The 24110-nt window shown below is 65.4% G+C and carries 22 protein-coding genes and 1 pseudogene; 9 read left to right on the top strand and 14 right to left on the bottom strand.

Features of this window, described 5'->3' with window-relative positions:
• Positions 1-103: 103 nt before the first annotated feature.
• The 8 genes and pseudogenes from ACWF99_RS12480 to ACWF99_RS12445 all read right to left on the bottom strand — a co-directional run.
• A pseudogene (locus ACWF99_RS12480) lies at positions 104-1982 on the bottom strand (pyruvate dehydrogenase); the annotation flags it as partial.
• Positions 1983-2024: 42 nt separating this feature from the next.
• Entirely contained in the window at positions 2025-2819 is a 795-nt protein-coding gene (locus ACWF99_RS12475) for an HpcH/HpaI aldolase family protein (RefSeq protein WP_452535942.1), read from the bottom strand.
• Positions 2820-2844: 25 nt separating this feature from the next.
• On the bottom strand, positions 2845-3954 hold the full coding sequence (locus ACWF99_RS12470; protein WP_452535941.1) for a DUF3500 domain-containing protein: 1110 nt from the start codon (positions 3952-3954) through the stop codon (positions 2845-2847).
• 59 nt (positions 3955-4013) lie between these two features.
• A complete protein-coding gene (locus tag ACWF99_RS12465) occupies positions 4014-5105 on the bottom strand; it encodes a zinc-dependent alcohol dehydrogenase (RefSeq protein WP_452535940.1) in 1092 nt (363 codons plus the stop codon).
• Positions 5095-5340 carry a hypothetical protein gene (locus ACWF99_RS12460; protein WP_452535939.1) on the bottom strand — a complete coding sequence of 82 codons (246 nt, stop codon included), beginning with the start codon at positions 5338-5340 and terminating at the stop codon, positions 5095-5097. Before ACWF99_RS12460 ends, ACWF99_RS12465 begins: the two co-directional genes overlap by 11 nt.
• Before the next feature lie 13 nt (positions 5341-5353).
• Positions 5354-6928, bottom strand: a complete 1575-nt coding sequence (locus ACWF99_RS12455) for an FAD-dependent oxidoreductase (RefSeq protein WP_452535938.1) — start codon at positions 6926-6928, stop codon at positions 5354-5356.
• Positions 6925-7821 carry an alpha/beta fold hydrolase gene (locus ACWF99_RS12450; RefSeq protein ID WP_452535937.1) on the bottom strand — a complete coding sequence of 299 codons (897 nt, stop codon included), beginning with the start codon at positions 7819-7821 and terminating at the stop codon, positions 6925-6927. The genes ACWF99_RS12455 and ACWF99_RS12450 overlap by 4 nt, the downstream gene beginning before the upstream one ends.
• Positions 7818-8666, bottom strand: coding sequence for an alpha/beta fold hydrolase (locus tag ACWF99_RS12445; RefSeq protein WP_452535936.1), 849 nt, complete (start codon positions 8664-8666; stop codon positions 7818-7820). The genes ACWF99_RS12450 and ACWF99_RS12445 overlap by 4 nt, the downstream gene beginning before the upstream one ends.
• 110 nt (positions 8667-8776) lie before the next feature.
• Here ACWF99_RS12445 and ACWF99_RS12440 point away from each other — a divergent pair, with 110 nt between their 5' ends.
• From ACWF99_RS12440 to ACWF99_RS12430, 3 genes are read left to right on the top strand one after another with little or no spacing between them, the layout of a single operon-like run.
• On the top strand, positions 8777-9490 hold the full coding sequence (locus ACWF99_RS12440) for a TetR/AcrR family transcriptional regulator (RefSeq protein ID WP_452535935.1): 714 nt from the start codon (positions 8777-8779) through the stop codon (positions 9488-9490).
• A gap of 33 nt (positions 9491-9523) precedes the next feature.
• Positions 9524-9955: a type II toxin-antitoxin system Rv0910 family toxin gene (locus ACWF99_RS12435; protein WP_452535934.1), complete on the top strand. Its 432-nt coding sequence runs from the start codon at positions 9524-9526 to the stop codon at positions 9953-9955.
• A complete protein-coding gene (locus tag ACWF99_RS12430) occupies positions 9952-10860 on the top strand; it encodes an SDR family oxidoreductase (RefSeq protein WP_452535933.1) in 909 nt (302 codons plus the stop codon). The genes ACWF99_RS12435 and ACWF99_RS12430 overlap by 4 nt, the downstream gene beginning before the upstream one ends.
• Before the next feature lie 823 nt (positions 10861-11683).
• Here the strand turns inward: ACWF99_RS12430 and ACWF99_RS12425 are convergent.
• On the bottom strand, positions 11684-12403 hold the full coding sequence (locus ACWF99_RS12425; protein ID WP_452535932.1) for a TetR/AcrR family transcriptional regulator: 720 nt from the start codon (positions 12401-12403) through the stop codon (positions 11684-11686).
• Positions 12404-12586: 183 nt separating this feature from the next.
• Here ACWF99_RS12425 and ACWF99_RS12420 point away from each other — a divergent pair, with 183 nt between their 5' ends.
• Together ACWF99_RS12420 and ACWF99_RS12415 are read left to right on the top strand one after the other, a co-directional pair.
• Positions 12587-13108: a flavin reductase family protein gene (locus ACWF99_RS12420; protein WP_452535931.1), complete on the top strand. Its 522-nt coding sequence runs from the start codon at positions 12587-12589 to the stop codon at positions 13106-13108.
• 43 nt (positions 13109-13151) lie between these two features.
• On the top strand, positions 13152-14348 hold the full coding sequence (locus tag ACWF99_RS12415) for an acyl-CoA dehydrogenase family protein (RefSeq protein WP_452535930.1): 1197 nt from the start codon (positions 13152-13154) through the stop codon (positions 14346-14348).
• A 3-nt stretch (positions 14349-14351) separates the two neighbouring features.
• On the opposite strand, the gene ACWF99_RS12410 is transcribed toward ACWF99_RS12415, so the two are convergent.
• Complete coding sequence (locus ACWF99_RS12410) at positions 14352-15173, bottom strand: class I SAM-dependent methyltransferase (RefSeq protein WP_452535929.1); 822 nt, start codon at positions 15171-15173, stop codon at positions 14352-14354.
• A gap of 133 nt (positions 15174-15306) precedes the next feature.
• Here ACWF99_RS12410 and ACWF99_RS12405 point away from each other — a divergent pair, with 133 nt between their 5' ends.
• Complete coding sequence (locus ACWF99_RS12405) at positions 15307-16002, top strand: TetR/AcrR family transcriptional regulator C-terminal domain-containing protein (RefSeq protein WP_452535928.1); 696 nt, start codon at positions 15307-15309, stop codon at positions 16000-16002.
• Between the two features lie 164 nt (positions 16003-16166).
• Here ACWF99_RS12405 and ACWF99_RS12400 read toward each other — a convergent pair whose 3' ends face one another.
• From ACWF99_RS12400 to ACWF99_RS12385, 4 genes are all read right to left on the bottom strand, one after another.
• Positions 16167-16739 carry an FAD-dependent monooxygenase gene (locus tag ACWF99_RS12400; RefSeq protein ID WP_452535927.1) on the bottom strand — a complete coding sequence of 191 codons (573 nt, stop codon included), beginning with the start codon at positions 16737-16739 and terminating at the stop codon, positions 16167-16169.
• Positions 16740-16989: 250 nt separating this feature from the next.
• Entirely contained in the window at positions 16990-17928 is a 939-nt protein-coding gene (locus ACWF99_RS12395; protein ID WP_452535926.1) for a fumarylacetoacetate hydrolase family protein, read from the bottom strand.
• The gene (locus ACWF99_RS12390; protein ID WP_452535925.1) at positions 17925-19058 is read right to left on the bottom strand and encodes a VOC family protein; all 1134 of its coding nucleotides are present in this window, start codon (positions 19056-19058) and stop codon (positions 17925-17927) included. The genes ACWF99_RS12395 and ACWF99_RS12390 overlap by 4 nt, the downstream gene beginning before the upstream one ends.
• 69 nt (positions 19059-19127) lie before the next feature.
• Positions 19128-21314 carry an MMPL family transporter gene (locus ACWF99_RS12385; RefSeq protein WP_452535924.1) on the bottom strand — a complete coding sequence of 729 codons (2187 nt, stop codon included), beginning with the start codon at positions 21312-21314 and terminating at the stop codon, positions 19128-19130.
• 195 nt (positions 21315-21509) lie between these two features.
• Here ACWF99_RS12385 and ACWF99_RS12380 point away from each other — a divergent pair, with 195 nt between their 5' ends.
• From ACWF99_RS12380 to ACWF99_RS12370, 3 genes are all read left to right on the top strand, one after another.
• A complete protein-coding gene (locus ACWF99_RS12380; protein WP_452535923.1) occupies positions 21510-22160 on the top strand; it encodes a TetR/AcrR family transcriptional regulator in 651 nt (216 codons plus the stop codon).
• Between the two features lie 63 nt (positions 22161-22223).
• Positions 22224-23459: an MFS transporter gene (locus tag ACWF99_RS12375; RefSeq protein ID WP_452535922.1), complete on the top strand. Its 1236-nt coding sequence runs from the start codon at positions 22224-22226 to the stop codon at positions 23457-23459.
• 27 nt (positions 23460-23486) lie between these two features.
• On the top strand, positions 23487-24083 hold the full coding sequence (locus tag ACWF99_RS12370) for a TetR/AcrR family transcriptional regulator (protein WP_452535921.1): 597 nt from the start codon (positions 23487-23489) through the stop codon (positions 24081-24083).
• The last annotated feature ends 27 nt before the right edge of the window (positions 24084-24110 follow it).

Here is a 24110-nt window from a genome sequence, read left to right as displayed (position 1 = left end):
TCACCGCGCGAGCTCTGGCGATAGTACCGGTTCTCCGGCTGCTTTCCCCGCGCCTGCGGATCGATCACGGGGTGATGACAAATCCGGCGTCGTGCTGCTGGAACTTCAATGCCGTGATTCCGGCCAGGAACGCGAGGGTGTGCGGGTGGCCGTCGAGGACGGTGATCAGCGGTGTGTCGCGGTCAGCGGGGAAGAGCTGATCGAGGATCCAGGTTTCGTCGGAGCCGAGGCCCCGACGCGCGTGTAATGCCCGGAACAGCAGGCCGGGACCGGTGACACACAGGACATCGGCGGGAACGCCTGTCTGCGTGAGTGGTTCGGCGGCGACGAGCGCCTCGATCACCATTGCGCCCATCGCCGCGATGGCCACCTTCCAGTTGTCGTCGCGGATCAACGGGTATCCGCCGGTGACGACCTGTCGGCGGCGGCGCTCGCGGTCCGCGGGTCCGCGGGCACCGCGGCCAGCTGCTGGGCGACGGGCCGGGTCGACAGACACAGATAGGCCGAGAAGCCGGATGGCCGGCCGAGACGGGACAGGCAAGCCAGCAGAGTCCACTCGACATCGATGGAAACGCGGGTTCGTAGCTGACGCCCTCGGTTGTTCCAGACCGATCGAGGGCGTCTTGATGGATTGGTGCGCTCCACCTTCGCCCGCCAGGGTTACGCCGGACGGGGTACCGACCAGAATCGATTGCCCGTCGGCGTAGATGCCGTAGGACCACGGTTCGAGGGCGCGTTCAACGAAGGGTCGTCGAGGACGCCGATCGGCAGGATCGTCTCGGTGTCATCGGCGAACCAGTTGTGGGGGGGTTCCGCCGGATACCACACTCCGACCTTGTTCACCCATCCGCCGAGGTCGGTGGTCGAACTCATGTCCGGACTCACGGTGACAACACGTTTGGCCGCGTCGGGCGCCCCGCCGGTCAGGTCCAGCAGTACCCGCCCGAGCGCTGACTGTGTGGTCGCGGTGCCCTTGGGGGTGCGCACGAAATCGGACGGAATCGTCGCGGGGCGCGTGGAGACGATCGGGTCGCGGCTCAGCCGTTCGGCGGCCAGCGCGCAGAGCTGTCCGGGTTCGGTGCGGTCGTCGAATCGCTGCCACGTCCGGAGCTGATCCATGCCCAATTAATCTGCCAGCTAGGCATATTCGTCGATGCTCAGCGGTGTGTAGGCGAAGATGATGGTGGGCCGCACGTCGTCGGTCTGTCGGTAGGCCACCGACAAGGCCGCGAGGTCGTGGCCGCCGAGGTTGCGGATGGCCGCGGTCAACGTCGCGTCGTCGATCCCGGCGATCAGTTGTGCGATGGCCGAGCTCCATTTCCCGGTGCCGGGCAGTCGATCACGCACCTCGTCGGCGTCGCAGCGCAGCAGCCGCTGGTATTCCGGGTTCGGCATCGCCAAGGTCCGGTCGCGCAGCTCCACTCCCCCGGGCCGGGTGAACAACGCCTCGAGCAGCTGCCCGAATTCGACGGTGATCACCTGCCAGCCGGCTGCATCGAACATTGTCTCCAGCCTGCGGGCGGCGATGTTGGGCACGACGCGGTCCAGGAATTGCCGGTTGAGGTCCACGATCCAGCCCACACCGTCAAGTCGACGACACCGGGGGCGAGAATGGCTTCCCGTACCGCACCTTCGTCGAGTTCGGCGTCGCCGACCAGCGAGTACTGGCGTCCGGTGCCCGCGTCGCCGCCGATGGTGTTGACGTACCGCCGCGCCCTCGCGCCCCAAATCGGCGCTGTCGCACCGATGCCCACCGAATTCACGCAAGGTGGTATTGCAGATGCTCGAACCACAGTGACATCACCATCGACACCATCGACGCGCACGACGCCTGATGACCCCGACCTCGAGACCGCTCGAATAGGACGTATCCGGTTGGCGTGGTGGATCATCGAGGTGGACAGTCACAGCACTCGTTGCTGGATTGCCTCTAGCGCATCGTTTGGCAGCGCGGCGAAGGTCTCGACAGCGGCGGCTTCCACCTGGTATCTCCTCGCATAAATCTGTTGCCGCCCGATCGGCGATCAGCTGGGACGTACCGGTTCGCCGGTCACCTGTGCGAGGTGGCTTCTGGCGGCTTGTTCGATATGCATCAGATCGTTGGCGATGCTGACGTAGTTGAAGCCCTCGGCCAGGCGGCGCGCGGCGGTGGCTCCGTTCGGGCAATGGATGCCGACGGCCTTTCCCGCCGCGGCGGCGGCCTTCAACACGACGCGCAGTGCCTCCTCGAACTCTGCATCGACCGCGGGGTCGGTGGGGCTGGCACCGCCGAGAGCGAGGCGCAGGTCCGAGGGGCCGACGTAGAGTGCGTCGACCCCGGGCACGGCGACGATTTCGGCGACATTGCGCAGACCGGCGGCAGTCTCGATCATCACCACACAGGCGACCTCGGCGTTGGCTTCGGCCAGAGACGGACCGATCCGCAACCCCGCGCGCAGCGCGCCGTTACTGCGGAGGCCGATCGGCGGAAACCGACACGCCGCCACCGCCGCTTCGGCCTCTGCCGCAGTATCGACCATCGGCACGATGACACCACGAGCGCCCGCGTCGAGTGCCTGGGCAATCCAGAACTGGTCGTTGAGTTGCACCCGGACCAGGGCGGCAACGCCTGCGGCGTCGATCGCGGTGATTCCGGCCAGCAGGCCACGGTATTCGAGCAGACCGTGCTGTGCGTCGATACAGACATAGTCGTAGCCGGTCATCGCGATTCGTTCGGTGGCCACCGGGTTGTCGCACACCACCCAGTAGCCCACGGCCGGCGCACCGGACCGGAGGCGGTCGGCGAATCCGGCCGGGCGGGCTTTCCAGTTGTTCGTCATAGTGCCTCTTTCGCGGTCCGGTCTCTCAGTGGGAGTGATGCTTTCGGTGTTCGGCAAGTGCGTCGAAGCCGAAGTCAGCGGACAGATCCCGCCATACGGCATGCGCATGGTTGGCCTGGCGCTGGGTGTTGTCGTATTCGATAAGCAGGTCCGGGCCTTGGATCCGGTAGTAGTGCGGATCATCGAGTGCCATACTTCCCGCCCACCCGAACCAGGTGACGTCGAGGACCGCGTCAGTGGCGTAGCGCGCGGCGTGGACAGCTGCCATCGCAGCCGGTGCGCGGCCGGTATACAGCGCAATCAACCGACGAAGACCGTCCCGTTGCGTGGCATCGAGATTCCGTGCGCAGATCCCTTTGGGCGGCACCGAAATTGCCAGTGCCGCGTGATCTGCTTCGGTGTATCCGGTCGCCGCTTCCGCTCGCTTGTCGATGTCGTCGACACGTTTGTTCAGCGCGGGGTCGGCGAACTGTCCGCGCCACAGGTCCTGCATGTGCATCATGGTGTCGCCGCTGGTCACCCGGGCCCGATTACCGGACACGATGTCGGAGATCGCGGACTCGTGTAGCAAGGCGTGTTCGCTCTGTTCCGCGGTGAACGAGCGGACCAGATTTCGTGCGACATCCTCGATCCCGCCGAGCGGCCGTAGCGGCGAACCACCCAGAAGGGCAGTGCTCGCCGGGTCGGCGCCGATGAAGCAGGGTGTCGTAGAAACGAGGCAACCGTCGACGATGAGGTAGTTGAGCGAGATGTGATGACCGCCGAAGCGCCAACCCCACACCGGACTGCCCGGCGTGCCGAACAGCCTGAGCCAGTACAACTCTGGGTCACGTCCGCGTTCCCGGGCCCAATCGGCCTTCCAGCCTTCGACCTGGTCCAGGATGTTCTCCAGACCGACCACGGTGGCGACGGTGGCGTACCCGGCCTCGGACAACCCGGAGGCGACCAGCTGCATCGCCAGCCTCTGCTGGGCGGCGGACTGTTCACGCAGTGCCAGCCCGCCGTGGTCGGTCGGGGTGTAATACCACCGCACGCGTTCGGCGTCGGCTGCGGCGACCAGCGGCGAATCGAACAGCGCCGCCGAACGCTGGTCCTCGGTCAAGGTGTCCAGCCACGCCGTGACCGCTGCCGTCATCGCTGCGGCAACTGACCTTCGCGGGTCCGTCTCGGTAGCCGTCGTATGCGCTGCACCGATCATGACGCTTGCAGGTCGTCGGACACATCCAGCATCACCTTGATGGCATCACCACGGCGTTCGGCATAGGTGTCGAACGCTTCACCGATGTCTTCGAGCGGGAAATGATGTGTCACAAGCGCATTGGTGTCCAATCTGCCCTGGCCTGCCAGGGAGACCGCCCGAGCCACGGAACCGGCCCCTTCGCCACGGACCGTTTGCAGCGAAATGCCGTTCATGACGGCATGATTGAGGTCCGCTGTCACCGGCTGTTCGAAAAAGCCCACCAGCACGACTTTTCCGGACCGTTTGGCCATCCGGATCGCTTGATCGACCGCCGGCGCGGCGCCGGAGCACTCGAGGACGATGTCGGCACCGTGCCCGCCGGTGAGATCGCGCACGGCGGCAACGGAATCCTCGGTGCGCGAATTGAGGACCAGGTCGGCGCCGAACTGTTTCCCAAGATCCAACCGGCTGGACCGAGTGCCTATCAGCGCAACGGGCTCGGCTCCGAGTTGACGTGCGACCTGAACGGCCAGCAGTCCGATGGGACCGGGCCCGATCACGGCGACACTCGCGCCGACCACGAGGGAACCGAGCGCGTCGAAGGCGTGCATGACCGAGCCGACGGTGGTGAGAATGACCGCAGCGTCGAAATCGACGGCGTCGGGCAGCAGATGTAGCGTGGACACGTGGTTGACGACGTATTCGGCGAATCCGCCGTTGACCGTCATGCCTTGCGTACGGTGCCCTTTGTGCAGCTTGCCGTTGTTCAGGCAGTCGGTATAGGACCCGGACAGACAGTTGACGCAGCGCATACACCCACGATGCGCTTCGGTCACGACTCGATCGCCGACCGCGAATTCGTCGACGCTGCTGCCCACCGCGACCACGACACCAGCGTATTCATGTCCGGGGACAAAGGCTTTCGAAGGCGGACCGTCGCCGCCGAAGAACTTCTGACTGCGAATCTTGAGATCCGAACCGCACAGCGACGCACGGCGGACCTGAACCAGGACATCGTCCGGTCCGACCTCGGGGACGGGCAGCCGCGTCGTGGTGATCGTTCCCGGTTCGCCGAGTATTGCGGCCAACATCGTCTCAGGGGGCATCTGCGACCTTTCTGATGAAATTCGGAATGTGTACGGAATCCGGCAGGCGCGGCGCGCCGAACAGGCCTCGGCACGGCATGGCCGGATAGCTCTGGTCCACGCGATCGTCGACCGCGACGGCCCGAACCCAGGGACCCTCGACGGCTTCCCGCGCGAAGGTGATGGCAGCGTCGTAGGAGGCAAGGAAATGCAATGGGGAACCGATGCCTAAATCGACGGTCAGATGCCACAACATTGCATGTACGACCTCAGAAGTTGGGCACGGCAGGAATGTCGGCCGCGGGCGACATCACGGCGGCCTGCGCACTGACAGTCCGGCCGATGTCGGTGGTGACGATGGCGGCGAGATATCCATCGGGTCGGATCAACAGCAGGGTGGAGTCGGTGACGCCGTATGTCCGGGCGAACGAGTCGGCGATATCGGCAAGCACCACATCGGCATTCGGGTGTTCCCCAGCATCGATGGCGATCTTCTTCAGTCCTGCCCCTGCCGACGGCCACGGCATTAGTGCCAGTTCTTCGGCCGCCGCGCGTCCGTAGGCGATCGCGGTGAAGTGCGCTCCGGCGAAGAGCTCGAAAAGCCGCCGCGGTCCCCCGTTCGCGTCGAGAAGTTTCGCGTCGGGGGCGCGGTCGCCGACGTGCAGCGTCGCGGTTTGTCCAGCCGCGGCTGCCGCCAGTGGCCCGCCACGGTAATGCAGTCCCAGCTGGCGTTCGTCGTCTCCGCGCTTGATCGCCGACGGGTCGAGCTTGGCCAAGCCCTCGAACTTCTTGGTCGCCAAACCCAAGACCCTGGCGGCGATCGGTTGCCGCTCGGCCTCATAGGTGTCCAGCAGCGCCTCCGGCGCGCCCGCGAGCACCTGGCCGAGCTTCCAGCCCAGGTTATAGGCGTCCTGCAGACCGGTATTGAGGCCCTGCGCGCCGGCGGGCGGATGCACGTGCGCGGCATCGCCTGCGAGGAAAACCCGGCCCACGCGGTAGCGATCCGCGAGGCGAATGTTGGGGCGGAACACCGACTTCCAGCCGACGTCCGACAAGCGCAGCTTCTTGTCACCGGTCTGCTTACGGAAGCGCGCGTTCAGGCTCTCCTCATCGAGAGCGGGCTCCTCACCACGATTCAAGCGGATCATCACCTGAAACCGATCGGAATGCGGCAGTGGGCACGCACCGACGAATCGGCCACCCGGCCGCGGCCACACATGCCAACGGTCGCGGGAAAGCCCGTCGACCACGGCGTCGACGATGACCATTCGATCGGCTTCGTCGGTCGAGCCCTCGAAGCCGATGTCCGCGGCTTTGCGGACCAAGCTGCCGCCGCCGTCGGCGCCGACAAGATAGCGAGCGCTGATCTCAGCAACCCCGCCGGGGCCCGCGACACTCGCCAGCACCGTATCCGGACGCTGCTCGAATCCGAGGAATTCACACTCTGTTTCGACGGCTACCTGCGTGCGCTGCAATCCGGCACGCAATGCCGCGTCGGTGCGGAACTGCGGGATCAACCACGTATTCGGGTACGGCACATCCGATGTCGTTTCGTTGCGGGATATCATGTGCCACGGGATGGTCAGCGGGCCCGCGTGAATGCCGAGGGGCGGGTAGTTTGCGCCCCCGGCCAGAATGTCGTCCAGGACGCCGAGGTCTTCGAGGACCTCGAGGCTGCGCGGCTGGATCCCCTTGGCGCGCGAGCCGTCGAATGCGCTGGCGGCCTTATCGATGATCCGCACCGTAGCGCCGCGGCGGGTCAGGTCGAGCGCCAACGCCGTGCCGGTCGGCCCGGCGCCGACGATCAGGACGTCAACTGGTTCGGTGTTCGGCTTGGTCTTCATCGTGAGGTCTCTTTCCGTGCAGCATCGACGAACGCGTGGAACCGCCGAGCCATCTCGGCGGGTTCCTCGAAGGGGACCATGTGCCCGCACGGCGAGAGGATGTACGACTCGGTCGGGACCAGCAGCGCGCTCACCTCGTCGAAGGCGGTGATCGGGGTGACCGTGTCTTCATCGCCCCACAGCAACAACTTCGGGATCGAAAGGCGGCCGGTCTGCCGGTAGAGCTCTTGCCGTCCGCCCAGGGGGAAGTCGGCGATCGTGGCGGACAGGGCGTAGATCGATCCTTCGAACTGGAAGGACTCGCGCACCATCGACGTAAGCGCCGCGGATCGTTCGGGATCACGGACGTTATGCGACAGATGCCGGTCGAGTAGCTTGCTACCCAGCCTTTTCGCCAGGAACGTGCCTGCCGCCTCGTTGCGCAGCACGGCCGCGAATGCGGGCGCGGGTTGCAGCCCGGCCGGTCCGGGCAACGTCAAGGAGGCGATCCGGGCGGTGTGCTGTTGAGCGAAAGCCATTGCTACCAAAGCGCCCATCGACGCTCCGACGAGGTGGAAAGGTTCGACCAGGCCCACGAGCTCGGTCAGGTCCGCGAGTTGCCCCACCAGCAAAGCTTCGTCGTAGGTGGCCTGCACACGGTCGGAATAACCGCGGCCGTAGGGACTGTAGGTGAGGGTCCGAAAACCACGCGAATGCAGTTGGCTCACCAGCTGATCCCAGTAGAACAGCGGGGTTGTCAGACTCCCCGCACAGACGACGACCTCGCCGCCTTCGGGTCCGGTCATCTCGTAATGGGTGATCCCCGCGCTGCATTGGACGAAATCACCGCGCAGTTCCGCGCGGGTGCGCTGATCTAGGTGGCGGGTTTCGCCGCGCACCACGAAGTACTTCATCGTTGGCTCCTTTTCGGGGCGGCCGCGTCGACACTCAGAAAGTCCGATACCGCTTCAGCCACCCATGCCGGATCCTCGTCGGGCAATAGATGACCGCCGCTGGGGTGCACGTGTTCGAGGCTGCCGGTGATATCGCGGCCGAAATACTGTCCGTCGATCGAAGCGCTACGCAGCACCAGCGTGGGTGCTCCGATGTCCGGGATCTTTGCGGTGCGATCGATCTGTTCGGTGTTGGCGAAGTCGATGAACGCCTGCTGGTTACCCGGCCGGGTCAGCATCGCGTACGCCCGATCGACCATCGCGTCGTCCACCACCGACTTCCGTGCGCCCACAGCCGAGCGCAGATTGCGTTCGGTCGCTGATCGCGAGGACAGGTGACGGATCAGCACGCGCCCGATCGGGTTGCGAGCCAGGCGCAGCGCCAGCGGCAACGACTTGCCCGGATAGCCGGTGGCATTGATCAACACCAGCTTGTCCAGCCGCTGCGCATAGTCCAGCCCAAAGTTCCAGGCGATATTGCCGCCCAGGGAATTGCCCACCACCGAAACCGTGGTGACCCCGATGGCGTCCAGGAAAGCCGCAATCGTCTCGGTGAATGCCGCGATGCGGTAGTCCCGATCGCCGCGCGGCCCGGTGAGGCCGAAACCGGGCAGGTCGGGGCGGATTACATCGAACGCCGGCAACCCCGCGACCACCTGGTCGAAGCAGTGCAGCGAGGATCCGCTGCCGTGCAGAAGCAGCACCGGGGATCCAGTCCCAGCGCGCTTGTAATGGATGTTGCGGCCCTCGACGACGGCGAAGCGCGAATCGGAATCGATGTAGTCCTCAGCTGCTCGTCTAGTCATAATGGTTACAGTGTTGCCGATATATGTCGCCAGGTCAAGTCATACCGGCAACGGTGTGCCCTATATGCTGATCATGTGTCCAGCCCAGTCGACGACCAAAGGACGCACGTGTGACCCCTGCAGATTCAGACGCCGTCGAGACACCGGCGCGACGCTCCCCCGGACGACCACGAGTTCCCTTCGACCGGATCGTGACGACCGCGCTCCACATCGTCGACGAGCAGGGGGCCGACGCACTATCAATGCGGACACTCGCCCAGCGATTAGATACCGGCACAGCGGTGCTCTACCGCGCAGTCGCCAATCGTGCCGAGCTCATCGCCCATGTAGTCGACTGGGTGCTCGGCGAGATCGACATCGCCGACGACGAGATCGGCGAGGACTGGCAGCGCGCCTGCACCGCAGCCGCGGAGGCGATCTTCTCGGTCCTGCACCGCCATCCCGGGATCGCACCCCTACTCATCGCACAGGTGCCGATCGGGCCCCATTCGCTGGTCCTGCGTGAGCGAGTCCTGGCCATGCTGCTCGTCCATGGGTTTTCGCCGAAGTCCGCGGCCCTCGCCTACGCGACGATCGCGCGGTACGCCATCGGCTTCGCTGCACAGCTGCAGGGCCACAGCACCGCCGCCACCATCGACCCCGCAACCCTTTCGGCGCTCTTTCACCGACTCGATCCCGCGCAGTTCCCTGCCACGATCGCCGTCGCCGATCATCTACCGGTCCAGACCCTGGAAAGTGAATTTCACTTCGGCCTGCGACTCCTGGTCGCCGGGCTCGTGCCGCTCCGTTATGGCGTCAGGCACCCTAATTCGGATACACTGTAGCCGAATTATAAAAACCGAAGCCAGGAGAATCGCATGCGTACCGTGCAAACCAGCGCCAGCTACCAGGCCAGCCCCGATGCGGTCTGGAAGCTCATCGGCGATCCCTCGCGCTGGTCCGATTGGCTGGTGATCCACAAGTCGTGGAAGAGCGCTGTGCCGGCCGAGATCGCCAGTGGAGTTACCGCCACCGCGAACGCGAGCGTGATGAACATGCCGGTCACCATCGACTGGACTTTCGAGAACGTCGACGCGCCACGAGCGCTCACCATGGGCGGAACCACCAGGGCCGGCGTCAAATTGGCTCTCGCCATCAACCTGCGCGAAGAAGCGACCACTACGACCGTCGACATTTCGGCCAGCATCGATGGCGGCATGATCGACGGCCCGATGGGCGGGGTCTTCAAGAACTCGCTCGTCGGCGCCCTCGACAAATCGCTGAAGAAGGTCCAGGGCCTGGTCGCGTGACGCAGTTGACCGACTCGCGGAAAACCATTGCCGCAATCGGGTGTTCGGGCCAGGTGGCCGAGGTCTTCGTCCGCGGCATGCTGGCCGAGGGCGTCTCGGTTCGTCTGCTCGCCCGCGACGCCGAGACTCTGGCCCGCCGCTACCCCGCTGCGACCGTCATCTCAGGCAGCATGATGAATGCCGACGATGTCGCCCGGGCGGTCGAGGGCGCAGACGCCGCGTTCTTCCTGACGCCGATCGCTAAACAAAACGATCCGTCGACGGAGTTCGAGGCAGCTAATGCTGTCATCGCCGGTGCGCGATCGGGACAGCTGAAGCACCTGATCTACACCTCGGCGCTCGGAGCGGGCCGCAATACGGGGGTCGGGGTACTGGACGCGAAGTACGAGGTAGAACGCCTGCTGGAGGACGGCGGCACCCCCTACAGCGTGCTGCGATGCGGTTCGTACATGGAAGACGTTTTCGACCCAAGGCTGAACTCGCTCAACAAGGGCCGGTTCTTGTTTCCTATCAACAAGTCCCGCCGCATCAGCTATGTCAGCCAGAAGGATGTGGCCCCGTTCGTCGTGCAGGAGCTGGTCGACAAGGCCCGAGTGGTGAGTGGGGCGATCGATTTCGTCGAGCCACGTAGTTACGCCGTAGCCGAGGTCGAGCAATTGCTGACCACGGCCGCGGGCCGGACGGTCACAGCGTCACCGCGGTTCCCGACCTACTACCTGTTCTTGGCAGCGCTGCCGTTCTTCCGCTGGCGTGGACATCGGCTTTCGTCGATCATTCCGCTGGTGCGCTACTGGGACAGCCATGGCTCGGTGGCCTCGGAGAACACGGTCGGAGCCTATGCACCGTCCTTCCGGATGACGACGCTGGAGGAGCACCTCACCAAGCTCTTCCAGCAACGGCAGTAGGTCCCATTCCATGGGAGAGCGCCGTCCATTCCGCCGACATCGGCGATCTTCCATCCCGCGCCCGAATCGACGGTGGCGCTGAACGTCACCGTCGATTCGTCGCCGTCGGGAGTCTGAACAATGGTGGTGTCGACGTTCAGGCAGACGTTCACCATGGAGACGGCGCCGACACCTTCAGGAAACGGATGGGGCTGGCGCCCACGACCCGCAACGCGTCCACCTCTTCGCAGAGGCCGCAGGCGCGCGGCCCGCACCAGTCTCGTCACGATCGGACGCGCTGCTTGATGACCCCGAGCCCGCTCCCCAATCCGGTCACCCAACCTCTGCCCCCCGACTCGAGGGCAATATGGACGGTCCGTCCCCAATGCGTACGCCGACGACGATGAAGTTGAAGAAGTTCGCGCGATCTGCACAACGGACGGCTCATGCTGTGTGCCAGAGGCATTGGGCGGCGGAGTCACAACATTCGATCTTTCGTTCAAGACGGGACGCTCGGATGTCCCAGCGGACAGCAACTGCTAGGCCGGGTCTCGATCCGCTCGGTCGTCACCGCGGCGGGTTTGCGGCCTTAAAAGTGCGCGGGAGCACCAAGACGACTTCGTCCAAGAGATCCAGGGCAGCTTCGACATCGTGGACGTGGACGCATCCCGCCGCGATTCCCGCCTAAATGCCGAATGACAGGGTGCGAGCGGATGTCGGCGTGCTTGAGCACGCGACATTGCGCGACGTCGACAATCGCGGCGGTGGCGGGATCGGTGAGACCAATCGTCACGAGCGCGCGGAGCTGCGTCCGGACGTGCTCAGTGGGCTCGTCCTTGCTTCGTCAGGAAGTCGAGTATTCATCGAGCAACGGCCCGAGCGTGGCGTCGATGTCGAGCGTGGGGTCGAGCACGGCAGCCGAACGCAGTGCCTGGGCCGCCAATTGCATCAGACCTTCGACGACGACACCAACATCGAACGGCTCGTCGTTCTGTAGCCAGTAGGCAGCAGCCTCATCGATCGCGCCGACGACCGACCGCATCATCATGCGCAACGCCTTGTTCTGCGGGTCCAGCCCCAGCAGCGAGATCCAGCCCTCGATGGTCTGCCATCGGCCGGCCTCGAGTACCGCCCATGCCTCGGGATCGGCACCCCGGCCACCCAGCACCAAACGCAACGCGAGACCGCGATGCGCTGCCAAATAGCGGAATTGGGCGGTGAACGCTTCGCGAATCTGCTCGACTGGCGATGTCTCGGGACGGACGACGTGGGTCTGCAAGATCCGGTGGGACGTGTCCCGTATCGCCTCCATGTAGAGGCCGCGCTTATTGCCGAAGTAATGGAACAGCAGCCCGTGTGCGACCCCGGTGGCTTGGCAGATATCCGCCACGGCGACGTCGTCATAGCTGCGCTCCGCGAACAGCTCGACGGCGGCATCCACCAAGCGCTGCCGGGTCTCGGCGGCCTGCGCGGCGCGCGAGCCCGGTCGGCCCGTCTTGGTCGTATCAGTCACCACCTGATAGTGCCCGCACGACCAGGCAGAAACAAGTTGATTTGCAGTCATTGACATGAAGTCAATCAAATGGTTACGCTGCTCTACACAGCCAGGACGTGACCTGGCTCACCTGCCAGCCCGCTGCGGCAACGCACGCGCCTGCGTCGCACGACTGCCGCCGATCACCCGGGGTGGATCGCGCAAGGACGCCCACGCGCGGCCATCGCGCGACAAATGATCAGGAGTTGTTCTATGAGCGATAGCGTCGAGATCGACGTCTCTTCAGCCTCTTTGAAAACGCCCCGCAACCCCGACCAGCTGCGGCTCACCTTCGGCTGCTTCCCCAGTGGCGTGCTCGCGGTCTGCGCCGAGCGGCAGGAGCGGCCCGCGGGCATGCTGGTCAGCTCGTTCACCTCGGTGTCGCTGGACCCCGCGCTCGTGTCGATCTGCATCATGAACAGCTCGCGGACCTGGGCGGTTCTACGCGACGCGCCCAGACTGGGGCTCAGCATCCTCGGCGACGAGCAGGAGCCGACGTGCCGACAATTGGCGTCGCGCTCCAACGACCGGTTCTCCGGCATCGAGTACGAGTGCACCACCGAAGGCGCCGTGCTGATCGCCGGCGCGACGGCCTGGCTGGATTGCGCACCGTACGAGGAGTTTCCCGCAGGTGATCACACGATCGTCGTGCTCGCCATCCGCGGATTCCTCGCGCGGCCCAGTGCACGCCCGCTGGTCTTCCACGGCTCGCGGTATCGACGACTCGCCGCCTGAGCAGCCACCGAATTTCAACCATCACAACATTTTTGGAGAATCAATGACCATCGCAGCGAACAATCGGATCGAGACCATCGAGGATGTGCTGGCGCGTATCAAGGAGTTGACGCCGCTGATCCGGAAGAATGCGGCCGAGGGCGAATCGGCCCGCCGCGTGTCCGAGGAGACGATCGACGCACTGAAGGAAGCCGGCGTGTTTCGAATCCTGGTACCGCGTCGCCTGGGAGGCCTCGAGACCAGCTCACGCGCGTTGCTGGACGTATCCTCGGCGATCGCCGAAGCCGACGGCGGCACGGCCTGGGTTACCATGCTGTCGAACACCAATGCCTGGCTGGCCGCCCTCAAAGGGGGCAGCGACTTCGAGGAAATGTACGCCGCGAGTCCCGATCTGATCGTCGCCGGCGTGCTGGCGCCTTCCGGCACAGTCCGCAAGGTCCCCGGGGGCTACCGGGTGGACGGCCGCTGGCCCTACGCTTCGGCCAGCTTGCACGCCGACTGGGCTACCAACGGGGCCCTGCTGGTCGACGACGACGGCCAGGTCCTCGACCAGGTCGCGATCGCGATGCCCCGTGGAGACTTCCAGGTCGAGGACACCTGGTACGTCGCGGGGATGCGCGCGTCGGGCAGCAACACGATCGTCGCCGAAGACGTATTCGTTCCCGACACTCGCGTATTTCCCCTTCTTCCGATCTTGATGGGCGAGTACATCTCCGAACATCCCGATGCGCCCCTCTACCGAGCGGCCATGACCTCGTTCCTGAACGTGGCGGTCCTGGGACCGCAACTGGGTCTCGGACGTGCGGCCCTGGAGTTGGTGCGCACCAAAGCGGCGGAGAAGGCGCTGGCGTACACCACGATCACCCGGCAAGCGGACTCCGTGGCGTTCCAATTGCTGGTCGCCGAGGCCGCGATGAAGATCGAAACCGCGCACCTGCACGCCTATCGTGCGGCTGACGACGTCCAGGCGTTCGCCGAGGCGGGCGTCTATCCGGAGCTGCTCGAGCGCGCACGGATCAGAGGCGATGTCGCGATCGCGCTGCGCAGCATCAACGAGGCATTGACCATCTTGCTCGACGCCCACGGCGCCGGAGCGTTCGCCGAAGTCAATGCCATGCAGCGGATTTGGCGCGACTCCAATATCGCCGCCAGGCACGCGGTGACCCTGCCGCACGTGTCGATGGAAACCTACGGCAAGGCGTTGCTCGGAATCTCCGAGCAGATCACACCGCTCGTCTGAGCGTCATCGCGCCACGGTCGTGTTCGGCACGCCCTCCGGACGCGAGAACACGACCGTGGTCGACGGAGGACCGAATCGCGTGCGGGCGGGCAGGAATTCGATGCCCATCTGCGGATGAGCCGCACGACCGAGAGCCGAGAACGCCGAGTGACTGTAGGCGCGCATACCGCTGATCACGGCATCGTGCACAAACGGCCGGAGCGGCGGGGCGAGCAGCGCTGCGGCCAGGAAGGGGAAGCCCAGAATCGAACCCAGCGCGTGCCCCGCCACGGACTGGCGTTCGAGATCGATGACCAGAAAGCGCTTCCCGACCCGGGTCGCTTCCGCGATCGCCTTGTAGGCGATCGAAGGCGGCAGGTGATGAAACGACATCGCGAACACCACGAGGTCGTAGCTGTCGTCCGGGGCATCGATGGCAGTCGCGTCGACGAGCTGGGTGCGCACCCGAGGGTGCACACCCAGTTCTCCGGCGGCGATCTTGGCGACCGAGGTGGGATCCAGGTCGCTCACCGTGACCGTGGCCGCGGAGTGATACTCGACGATTTTGGCCGACAGCTTCCCGTGGCCTGCACCGATTTCGAGAATGCGCGGCTCCGGTATGTCGGCCACCACCCGCAACGCCGTCCGAGCGTTATTCTCGTGTATGCGGCCCAGGGTTCCGAACCGATCGAGGCAGGTGATGACGTTCTGCTTCACCTCATCCGGGACGTCGTCGCGATCGATGTATTCCAGTGCGTTCGTCTGCATCCGCCGGTCCAGCCAGGAGGCGTCCGGGCCGCCTCGTGGCATTGTCGCGATAGCCGATTCGACGTCACTGTTTTTCATGCCTACTCCTCGTAGCCGAGAACGAGCCATTATCGGCTACAGCGTAGCCGTTAGAATTGAGGTTTGGCCACTACGGTACGCCGTAACCGCGTGCTGTTCCCGCGACGGCGTCGCCGTCAGCGACAATGTAGGCATGGGAAGCAGCACCGAACCCGAAACCGGCACCCGCCCGCCTCGTCGCTCGCCAGGTCGACCGCGCGTGCCGTTCGACAAGATCGTCGCCACTGCCGTGCAACTCGTCGACGAGGAGGGCTCGGCGGCCTTGTCGATGCGCACGCTCGCCCAGCGGCTCGACACCGGAACGGCGGTGCTCTATCGAGCCGTCACCGGCCGTACCGAGCTCGTCGGTTTCGTGGTCGACTGGGTCTTCGGCGAGGTCGATTTGAATGTCGACGCGACCGACAGCGACTGGCAACAAGCCTGCCGGACGGCGGCCCAAGCCATCTTCGACACCCTCAGCCGACATCGCGGCATCGCACCGCTGCTCATCGAGCGCGTTCCCACCGGACCCAATGTGCTCGCCTTGCGTGAACGCTTCCTCACCATGCTGCTCGACGCCGGTTTCGCCCCCGAAGCGGCCGCCCGCACCTACGCCATGCTGGCCCGATACGTTCTCGGGTTCGCGGCGCAGCTGCACGACCCCACCGCGCCCGACCCGGAGCCTGCCCGCCTCGCCGCGCTCTTCCACCAGCTCGACCCTGCCGACTTCCCGGCCACCATCGCCGTCGCCGATTGCCTGCCCGCACAACGGCTGGAGGACGAGTTCCGCTTCGGCCTGGACATGATCATCGACGGGCTCGCCCAGCACCGCGACACCGCGGCGGAGTGATCAGGCCCCGCCGAACGGACCGGGATGAGCTGCGGCGGGGTTTTCGGCGGAACGGGCGGACGGGGAAAATTCACGCGCGGCATCTGCGCACACAGTGCCGGGAGGTCGCCTCCGGATCGCTCGACCGTGCCGTCGGTGCGGATCAGTGCCGCCGTACAGCCGGCTCAGCGTAGCCAGCGGTACAGGTCGGTGCCGGGCGCCACGGTTTCCAGGACGCCGCCGCGGTCATTCACCGCGGCACGGTCTGCCGGGCTCGGCGTCGCGGTGGTGACGATCGCGTAGCGACCACCGAAAAGTTCGTCGACGCGGCGACCGCCCGCGAGCCAGGCATTCGGCACCAGCCTGCCGCCCAGGCCCAGCCCGAACCGGCCGCGGCGAATCAGGGCCGACCGGCGCAACGGCGGGGATTCCCCGCTGGTCGTCAGGGTGCTGAAGCCGGGTATCCGATGCAGATGCGGTGCGCTGAGGCGACGGAGCAGATTGCCGAGTTCGCCGCCCTCGGTCATCGTAGTCCCGGTCAGCTTCGCCAACCGGATCAGTCTGCGCGTATGTGGTTTTCGCTCGCGCTCGTAGGTGTCGAGGGCGATATCAGGGAGCTGGGCTCGCAGCACTCCGGCGAGTTTCCAGGTGAGGTTGGCGGCATCGCGCAGTCCTGCTCCCAGGCCCTGACCGATGAACGGCAGAGCGAGGTGCGCGGCGTCGCCGAGAAGGAATATCCTGCCGCGTCGCCAGCGCATATGCAGCGGGTTCGCGTAGCGATGCACTTCGGCGAGCAGGTCCCGGTAACCGCGCCGGACCGGTTCGCGCCACCGTCCGCATCGGGCAACACCGTGACACCGGTTCTGTCCGGCCACAATTCGGCGGCCCGGGTGAGCAACGCGTAGGTCGATTCTGGTAGTCCGCGGTCGGCCAGTGCCACCGATTCGATCGCGGCCAGATCCGTCGGCAGTTCGTAGCGCGGCCAAAGCTGCGCCGTGGACTGGTTCATCATCGGCAGTACCGCACCACCGTGCGTTGCCGGCCCAGGTCGATGGCGCCGTCGTCGGTGCCGATCGCGGCTTCCACCACGTCACCATCGCGCAGGTAGTTCGGGTTCTTGGCCTGCCGTTCGAAGAACAGCTTCCATTTCACCGCGTCGGGCAGCAGCGAACCGACGAACTGAGTCAGCTTGGACGGGGCGCTGATCGCGGTACCGATCGGCGTACCCGTCAACAGCAGATCCCCGGCATCCATCTGCTGAAATCGGGCCAGCGCTCGGAGGGCTTCGATAGGGGTGTAGATCATGTCGGCTGCGGTCATGTCTTGGCGCACTTGACCATTGACCCACAGGCGCAGGCGCAAGTCGGTGAATCGCTTCAACTCACCGGCATTCAGCAGAACCAGCTCGGGGCCGACCGGAGTGAAGGTCGGATAAGACTTGCCCTCGTAGAACTGGGTTTGCGGTAGCTGCACGTCACGGGCGGAAACATCGTTGGTGATCACCAGCCCGGCGATGTAGTCGCCGATATTGTGCGGGGTGATCTCGGAGCCGACCGCCATCTCCCGGCCGAAAACCAGTCCGATCTCCACCTCGTAATCCAGCAGCCGCACATGCGCCGGGCGGATCACCTCGTCGTAGGGTCCGCTGATCGACCCGGAGGTCTTGCGGAAGAACGTCAACGGAACCGTGTCCGGGCTACCGCCCGAATCCCGCACGTGGGAAACAAAATTCGTCATCTGCGCCACCACCCGGCACGGTGCGGTCACCGGTGCCACCAGGGTGAGTTCCTGGATCGGCACCGCGTCGGCGCCGCCCGCCGCCGCCTCGACGGATGCCCTGTCGGCCAGCAGTTCACCGGTGGTTTCAGCGGCGGTGTGGACTCGGACCGCGCCCTCAGGTGTCCGCACCCACCAGCCCTCAGCCGTACGAAGAACGGAAATGCTCATGAATTGGCTACTTTCAGCAGGCCGCGCAGGCGGCCGAGATCGAATTCGTTGTCTTGGCGGAGGGTCGCGACGAGCGCACCCACTTCGCGCAGCGACTCCCGGCCGGGCGCGATGCCGAGGAAGTCGTTGGTGATCGGCGGGCCCCACTGCGCCAGCCCGGATGCCGTCATCGGCGTCCAGCCCGGCTCCAGGGTGTTGTCGAACATGTCCCCGTCACTGAAATGCTCGACGAGGAATCCGTCCGGATCCCGCCAGTAGTCGAAGAGTTGGCTGCCCTGAATATGTCGGCCGATCCCCCACGAGCGGTGATAACCCCGCTCCCGCAGGAACTCCCCGCCCGCGGCCATGGCATCGAGATCGACGACCTGGTAGGCCGAGTGCAGGTACTTGTCCGACGGCCCGAGGGTCAGCGCGAGGGTGTGATGATCGGTTGCCGTCGTCCCGCGGTCGCAGCGGATGAAACTCATGGCCGGACCGCGATCGCGCTGTCCCGCGTAGTACTGGAAGTCGCTGACGATCAGTCCCAGATGGTCGAGATACCAGTCCAGGGTGCGGCGGTAGGTGGTGGTCTGGAGCACGACGTGTCCCAGCCGTTGCACCCGCGCGGGCTCGCGCGGCGGACGCTGCGTTCGGTTGACCCGCGCCAGTTCGTGTCCGGTATTGCAGGTCTGCGGCTGCTGGGCCGGCAGCGCGGGCAATTCGTGCAGACCGGCGACGATCCGCACCCGCAATCGACTCGGATCGGTCAATTCCACCCCGACCCCGCCCAAGCTCTCCGGTAGCGGGCTCACCGTGCGCCCGGCTGCCTCGGCCAACCGCAGAACGTCACCGGAGGTCTCGGCCCGGAACGCCGGGCCGAGAAAGCGGGACCGCGGCCCGCGCCGGATGAGCACACACGGTGCGCCGGCATCGGTGCCGCGCAACCGCAACTCCTCCGCCGTGCGCGAGGTCGTGGTGAAACCGAAAGCGCGAGCAAATATTTCAGCCCGTTCCAGATCGGGTTTGGTGAACTCCAGCCAGGCCAGGTCGACCACTTTGACCACGGGATTGCGTGCGCGGCCCGGGTGTTCGCCGCGCAGTGCGCCGTTTTCGCTGTGCAGACCCGAATGCGATTCACGGAGGTCGTTCATCGACTCTCCTTTCACGTCCTGACGCTATCATCACTCACGAACGTATCATCAGTCAAGAGTTGAGCCGATTCACTCGTGCTCGGCACGCATTCGGCGCTCCAACTCGGAGCCTTCGATATCGAGGTCGGGGACGACGCGGGCAAACCAGCGCGGGTGGTACCACATCCGGTTGCCGATCAACGCCATCACGGCGGGTACGAGCGTCAGGCGCACAACGAACGCGTCGAGCAGCACACCGACCGCGAGGGTGAACGCGAGCGGTTTGGTGACCGGATTGTCGACGGTGACGAACGCGACGAACACCCCGAACATGATCAGCGCGGCGGCGGTCACGACCCGTGCGGAGTGCGCGATGCCGTTCTGCACCGACTCGATGGCCTGTGACGTACGGCTGTACTCCTCCTTGATCCGCGAGACCACGAAGATCTGATAGTCACTGGACAGCCCGAAGATGATGGCCAGGATGATGATCGGCAAGAAGCTCAGCGTCTGCCCCGGGGTCACCCCGAGAACGCCCGCGCACCAACCCCATTGGAAGACCGCGACTTGAACGCCGAGCGCGGCGAAGACCGACAGGATGAAACCCACGATCGAGGACAGCGGCACCAGCACGGTACGAAACGCGATCGTCAGCAGCACCAGCGCCAGGCCGACCACAACCGCGAGGAAGATCGGCAACGCATCCGCCAGTCGGCCGGAGGTATCGATATTGGCGGCCGTGGTCCCGCCGACGAGATAGCTCGCTCCGGTACCCGCTTCGATGGCCTCCCGGTCGCCTCGGAGACGGGTCACCAAGTCCGCGGTGGCTTCGTCGTCGGGACCGGTCTTCGGCACTACCTGGATCAGCAGCAGGCCGTTGCTGTCCGCCGCTGGCTGCACGACGGCCACGTTCGGTTCCTGGCGCAACCGCGCGATCAGAGTCTGCGCCGCGTCGGGACCGGTCGCCGCGGACAGATCGGCCACGACCAGCAGCGGCCCGTTGAAGCCGGGCCCGAAGGAGTCACCGATGAGGTCGAAAGCCTTGTGCGCCGTACTGGATTCGGGCTGGGACGCACCGCTGGGCAGCCCGAGCTGGATCCGCGCAACCGGTACCGCCAAAGCGACGAGCAGCGCGACACCCGCGACCACCAGCGGCACCCGGAACCGGGTGACGAACCTCCCCCACACATGTCCCATGGTGCGCTCGGGCTCGTGCGCGGTCCGGCGCGCGACTTCCGCCGGCCGGTCCGGATGCATCGGCGGCGCAATGAATTTGGCGACCGAGCGGCCGACCAGACTCAACAGTGCGGGCAACAGGGTGAGCGCTACGAGCATTGCGACCAAGACGGCGGCCGCGGCCGTCAGGCCCATGACGGTAAGGAACGGTATCCCGGCCACCGACAACCCGCACAGCGCGATGATCACCGTCACGGCGGCGAACACCACCGAACTGCCCGCAGTGCCGACCGCCAACGGAATCGACTCCGCCACAGCCATGCCCAGAACAACGTTGTTTCGATGCCGGGACAGAATGAACAGCGCGTAGTCGATCCCGCAGGACAGGCCCAGCATCAGCGCCAGTGACATCGCGGCCGTAGGCACATCGACGAAGGCCGCGATGCCGAGGATGCCGGTGACACCGATACCCACGCCGATCAACGCCGTCACCACCGGCATGCCCGCCGCCACCACCGCCCCAAAGGTCACCATCAGGATCAGGAAGGCGATGATGACGCCGATGATCTCAGGGGTCTCGGGCATTTCGGTCGAGAACCCCGGATAGACCGCGCCCGAGAATTCGACCTGCAAGCCGGTCTCGCGAGCTGCGGCCGCGATCTTGTCCACCTCGTCCAGCGTGTCGGCACCGACCTCGCCCGCCGAGTCCGTGAACTGCACGCTACCCAGTGCGACCCGCTGATCCGGAGAGATCGTTTTGGTCTCCAGCGGATCGACCACGGCGGCAACCCCGGGCAACCCCTTGATCTCGGCTATCGTCCGGGTGACCTCGCTGCCGGGCTGCGCATCGGTCAGTTTCGTTCCGGCGGGCGCAGCGAAGGTAATCTGCATTTGCGCCCCACCGAAGGCTGGCATCCGCTCGCGGAGCAATTCCACAGCGTCCTGGGACTCGGTGCCGGGAACGGTGAAGTTATCGGTGGTCTTGCCGCCGACGCCAAGTGCGAATCCGATGCCGCATGCCAGCAGCAGTAGCCACACAGCCAGCACCCACCAGCGGAAACGGGCCATTGCCCGGCCGAGCGCGAACAGATAGCGAGACATCAGACCCTCGATTCGGTTAGGTCGAGCCCTGGCAGGCATCAGCCCGAGACAACTTTCAGCAGCCCTAGGATTAATAACGGTAACACCGTAGCCTATTTTTGGAAATGGCAACTCGTACATCTCTTGATACATTCGTCAGTAGTGAACGACGCGGCGGGTGCGACTCGGCTGACCAGCAGAAAGGGGACGTGCCACATGGCCGATCCAGCGGCTACACCGAATCGCACGGAGCGACGAAGGGCGAAGACCCGGAAGGCGCTGATACGGGCCGCCCAGTCGTTCCTCGCCGAGGGCAAGCTGCACGTGCCGATCCTCGAAATCACCCAGGCCGCCGATGTCGGCATGGGCTCGTTCTACAACCATTTCCAGAATCGTGACGAACTCTTCGCCGCCGTCGTCACCGAAGCCCTGAACCTCCACGGCGCCGCCCTGGATCGACTGACCGACGAACTCGACGACCCAGCGGTCGTCTTCGCCAACAGCTTCCGCCTGACCGGCCGACGGCACCGGCTCCACCCCGAGATGAGCAAGGTGCTGCTATACAACGGGCTCGCCTTGACCACATCCGATCACGGACTCGCGCCGAGGGCGCTGCGTGATATCGAAAACGGCAGGCGCGCATTGCGTTTCCCCGCAGTCCGCGACCCCGCACTGACTCTCACCATCGTCGCGGGCGCCGCGCTGTCGCTGGGCCGCCTACTGCACGATCAGCCGGAGCGCGACGATGCAGAGGCCAGCGACCGAGTCGCCGAGGACCTGCTCCGCATGTTCGGGGTGCCGACGGAGGAAGTCGAAGATATCTGTCGGCGGCCCCTGCCCCACTTCGATGGTGCCAGCGTTTCATAATATCGGTCACACTGTTGCCGATATAAGTTGACGGAGCATTCGTCGTCCAACACTGTTACCAGCATGAGGACCCTGCACACGACCCAGACGCGCATCGAAGACACAGCCCCCACCGTCGAAGGCGCCCCGGCGATCAAGGCGATGATGCCGGTATGTCTCGCCTTCGCGGTCGTCATGCTCGGGACAACTCTGCCGGCTCCCATGTACACCCTGTACGCGGCCGAATTCGGATTCGGCATCGACACTTCCGCCATGATCTTCGCGACTTACGCCGCGGGTGTCATCGCGGCGCTGATTCTGTTCGGCAGCTGGTCGGACTTGCTCGGACGCCGACCGCTGCTGCTCGCAGGTGTGGCCTGCTCCGCAGCCAGCTCATCAGTGTTCCTCACCACCGAATCGGTGGCGCAATTGCTGGTCGGGCGCGGGCTGTCCGGGTTGTCGGCCGGATTGTTCACCGGGACCGCGACCGCCATGATCGCCGAGACCGCACCGCGGGCCTGGAAGACCCGGGCCGTGGTCGTGGCAGGCGTGACCAATATCGGCGGGCTGGGCATCGGACCGATCCTGTCCGGTGCACTGGTCCAATACGGTCCGTGGCCTCTACGCGTTATTTTCGCCGTCCATCTGGCGTTGCTCGGTGCAGCTGGCCTGGCGATCGGACGAACAGCGGAAACCGTTGTACCACACCCACATAGAAACCTCACCGTACAGCGGCTATCGGTCCCGCCCGGCACGGGTCCCGCCTTCCTGCGGGCCGCACTGGCGGCTTTCGCCGGCTTCTGCGTGATCGGCCTGTTCACCTCGGTCGTGCCGACATTTCTCAACCAGTCGTTGCACATACACAACAAGCTCATCGCCGGAGTAGTGGTTGCCACAGTCTTCGCCGCATCGGCCGCCGCCCAGATCGCGGCCCGGGGCTGGTCTGTGACGGCGGCGCTGGTCCTGGGTTGTGCGGGCTTGACCCTGAGCGCGTTGCTTATCGGAGTAGCCCTGACCCTCGGGTCAGTGCCCGTATTGATCGCGGCAGCGGCGGTCGGCGGCGCCGGACAGGGCGTGAGCTTCACCAAGGGCCTCGGCGCGCTGGTGCGGGCGGCCCCGGCCGAACGACGCGGTGAGATCGCGTCCAGTTATTTCGTGGTCGCCTACCTCGCGATCTCGATCCCCGTGGTCGGCGTGGGGTTGGCCGCCCGATCTTGGAGCCTGTCTCGCATCGGCCTGGTCTTCGGCACGCTCGTCGCGGTCGTGGCGATGCTGTCGCTGTTAGGTACGCTCCTGGCCGATCGCTATCGTAAGTACTGAACCGTACTTTCCCGCGAGGAGGCCGCATTGCCCGAGACCACACGTGTTCGCCGACCTCGCCTAACACCCGAACGCCAGGTCGAGTTGCTGACCACGGCGCTGGACCTGCTGATCGAGGTCGGCTACGAAGCGCTGTCGATGGATAGCCTTGCGGCGCGGGCACATTGCAGCAAAGCGACGCTGTACCGGATCTGGCCCACCAAACCGCAACTCATCGCCGCAGCCCTGCGCGCGATCGGACCGACCGACGCGAGCGACATCGATACTGGGAGCCTGCGCGGCGACCTGGTGGCCATGGCCGAAAGATTCGTGCCCCGAGCGGAACAGGACACGACACTGGTCGCCGCGCTCAATCACGCTGCGCTGACCGATCCCGAGTTGGCGACCACGCTCCGATCCGCCCTGCTCGAGCCAGACACGGCCGCCCTTGCCCGCTTCGTCGACCTGGCGGTGCGGCGCGGCGAACTGCCCGCGCGACCGCCTGCCGCGGACCTGTTGTCGCACTTGCTCTTCGGCGTTTTCGTCACGCGTCCCATCTTCGACGGATCCCTCGCCGACACCGCCTATCTGACCCGGTTCATCGACGACGTCGTACTGCCCGCCCTGCATTTCCCGGCGCGGTAGGAGACACACCCCACACCTCAGATAGTA

The organism is Nocardia sp. NPDC055002, assembly GCF_053608825.1.
This window is presented reverse-complemented; position numbering and strand designations above follow the sequence as displayed.

Coding starts and splice junctions, on each gene's coding strand:
- ACWF99_RS12475 (WP_452535942.1), bottom strand. CDS start 2,819: ATGACGAACAACTGGAAAGCCCGCCCGGCCGGATTCGCCGACCGCCTC.
- ACWF99_RS12470 (WP_452535941.1), bottom strand. CDS start 3,954: ATGACGGCAGCGGTCACGGCGTGGCTGGACACCTTGACCGAGGACCAG.
- ACWF99_RS12465 (WP_452535940.1), bottom strand. CDS start 5,105: ATGCCCCCTGAGACGATGTTGGCCGCAATACTCGGCGAACCGGGAACG.
- ACWF99_RS12460 (WP_452535939.1), bottom strand. CDS start 5,340: ATGTTGTGGCATCTGACCGTCGATTTAGGCATCGGTTCCCCATTGCAT.
- ACWF99_RS12455 (WP_452535938.1), bottom strand. CDS start 6,928: ATGAAGACCAAGCCGAACACCGAACCAGTTGACGTCCTGATCGTCGGC.
- ACWF99_RS12450 (WP_452535937.1), bottom strand. CDS start 7,821: ATGAAGTACTTCGTGGTGCGCGGCGAAACCCGCCACCTAGATCAGCGC.
- ACWF99_RS12445 (WP_452535936.1), bottom strand. CDS start 8,666: ATGACTAGACGAGCAGCTGAGGACTACATCGATTCCGATTCGCGCTTC.
- ACWF99_RS12435 (WP_452535934.1), top strand. CDS start 9,524: ATGCGTACCGTGCAAACCAGCGCCAGCTACCAGGCCAGCCCCGATGCG.
- ACWF99_RS12425 (WP_452535932.1), bottom strand. CDS start 12,403: ATGACTGCAAATCAACTTGTTTCTGCCTGGTCGTGCGGGCACTATCAG.
- ACWF99_RS12420 (WP_452535931.1), top strand. CDS start 12,587: ATGAGCGATAGCGTCGAGATCGACGTCTCTTCAGCCTCTTTGAAAACG.
- ACWF99_RS12415 (WP_452535930.1), top strand. CDS start 13,152: ATGACCATCGCAGCGAACAATCGGATCGAGACCATCGAGGATGTGCTG.
- ACWF99_RS12410 (WP_452535929.1), bottom strand. CDS start 15,173: ATGAAAAACAGTGACGTCGAATCGGCTATCGCGACAATGCCACGAGGC.
- ACWF99_RS12405 (WP_452535928.1), top strand. CDS start 15,307: ATGGGAAGCAGCACCGAACCCGAAACCGGCACCCGCCCGCCTCGTCGC.
- ACWF99_RS12400 (WP_452535927.1), bottom strand. CDS start 16,739: ATGCGCTGGCGACGCGGCAGGATATTCCTTCTCGGCGACGCCGCGCAC.
- ACWF99_RS12395 (WP_452535926.1), bottom strand. CDS start 17,928: ATGAGCATTTCCGTTCTTCGTACGGCTGAGGGCTGGTGGGTGCGGACA.
- ACWF99_RS12390 (WP_452535925.1), bottom strand. CDS start 19,058: ATGAACGACCTCCGTGAATCGCATTCGGGTCTGCACAGCGAAAACGGC.
- ACWF99_RS12385 (WP_452535924.1), bottom strand. CDS start 21,314: ATGTCTCGCTATCTGTTCGCGCTCGGCCGGGCAATGGCCCGTTTCCGC.
- ACWF99_RS12380 (WP_452535923.1), top strand. CDS start 21,510: ATGGCCGATCCAGCGGCTACACCGAATCGCACGGAGCGACGAAGGGCG.
- ACWF99_RS12375 (WP_452535922.1), top strand. CDS start 22,224: ATGAGGACCCTGCACACGACCCAGACGCGCATCGAAGACACAGCCCCC.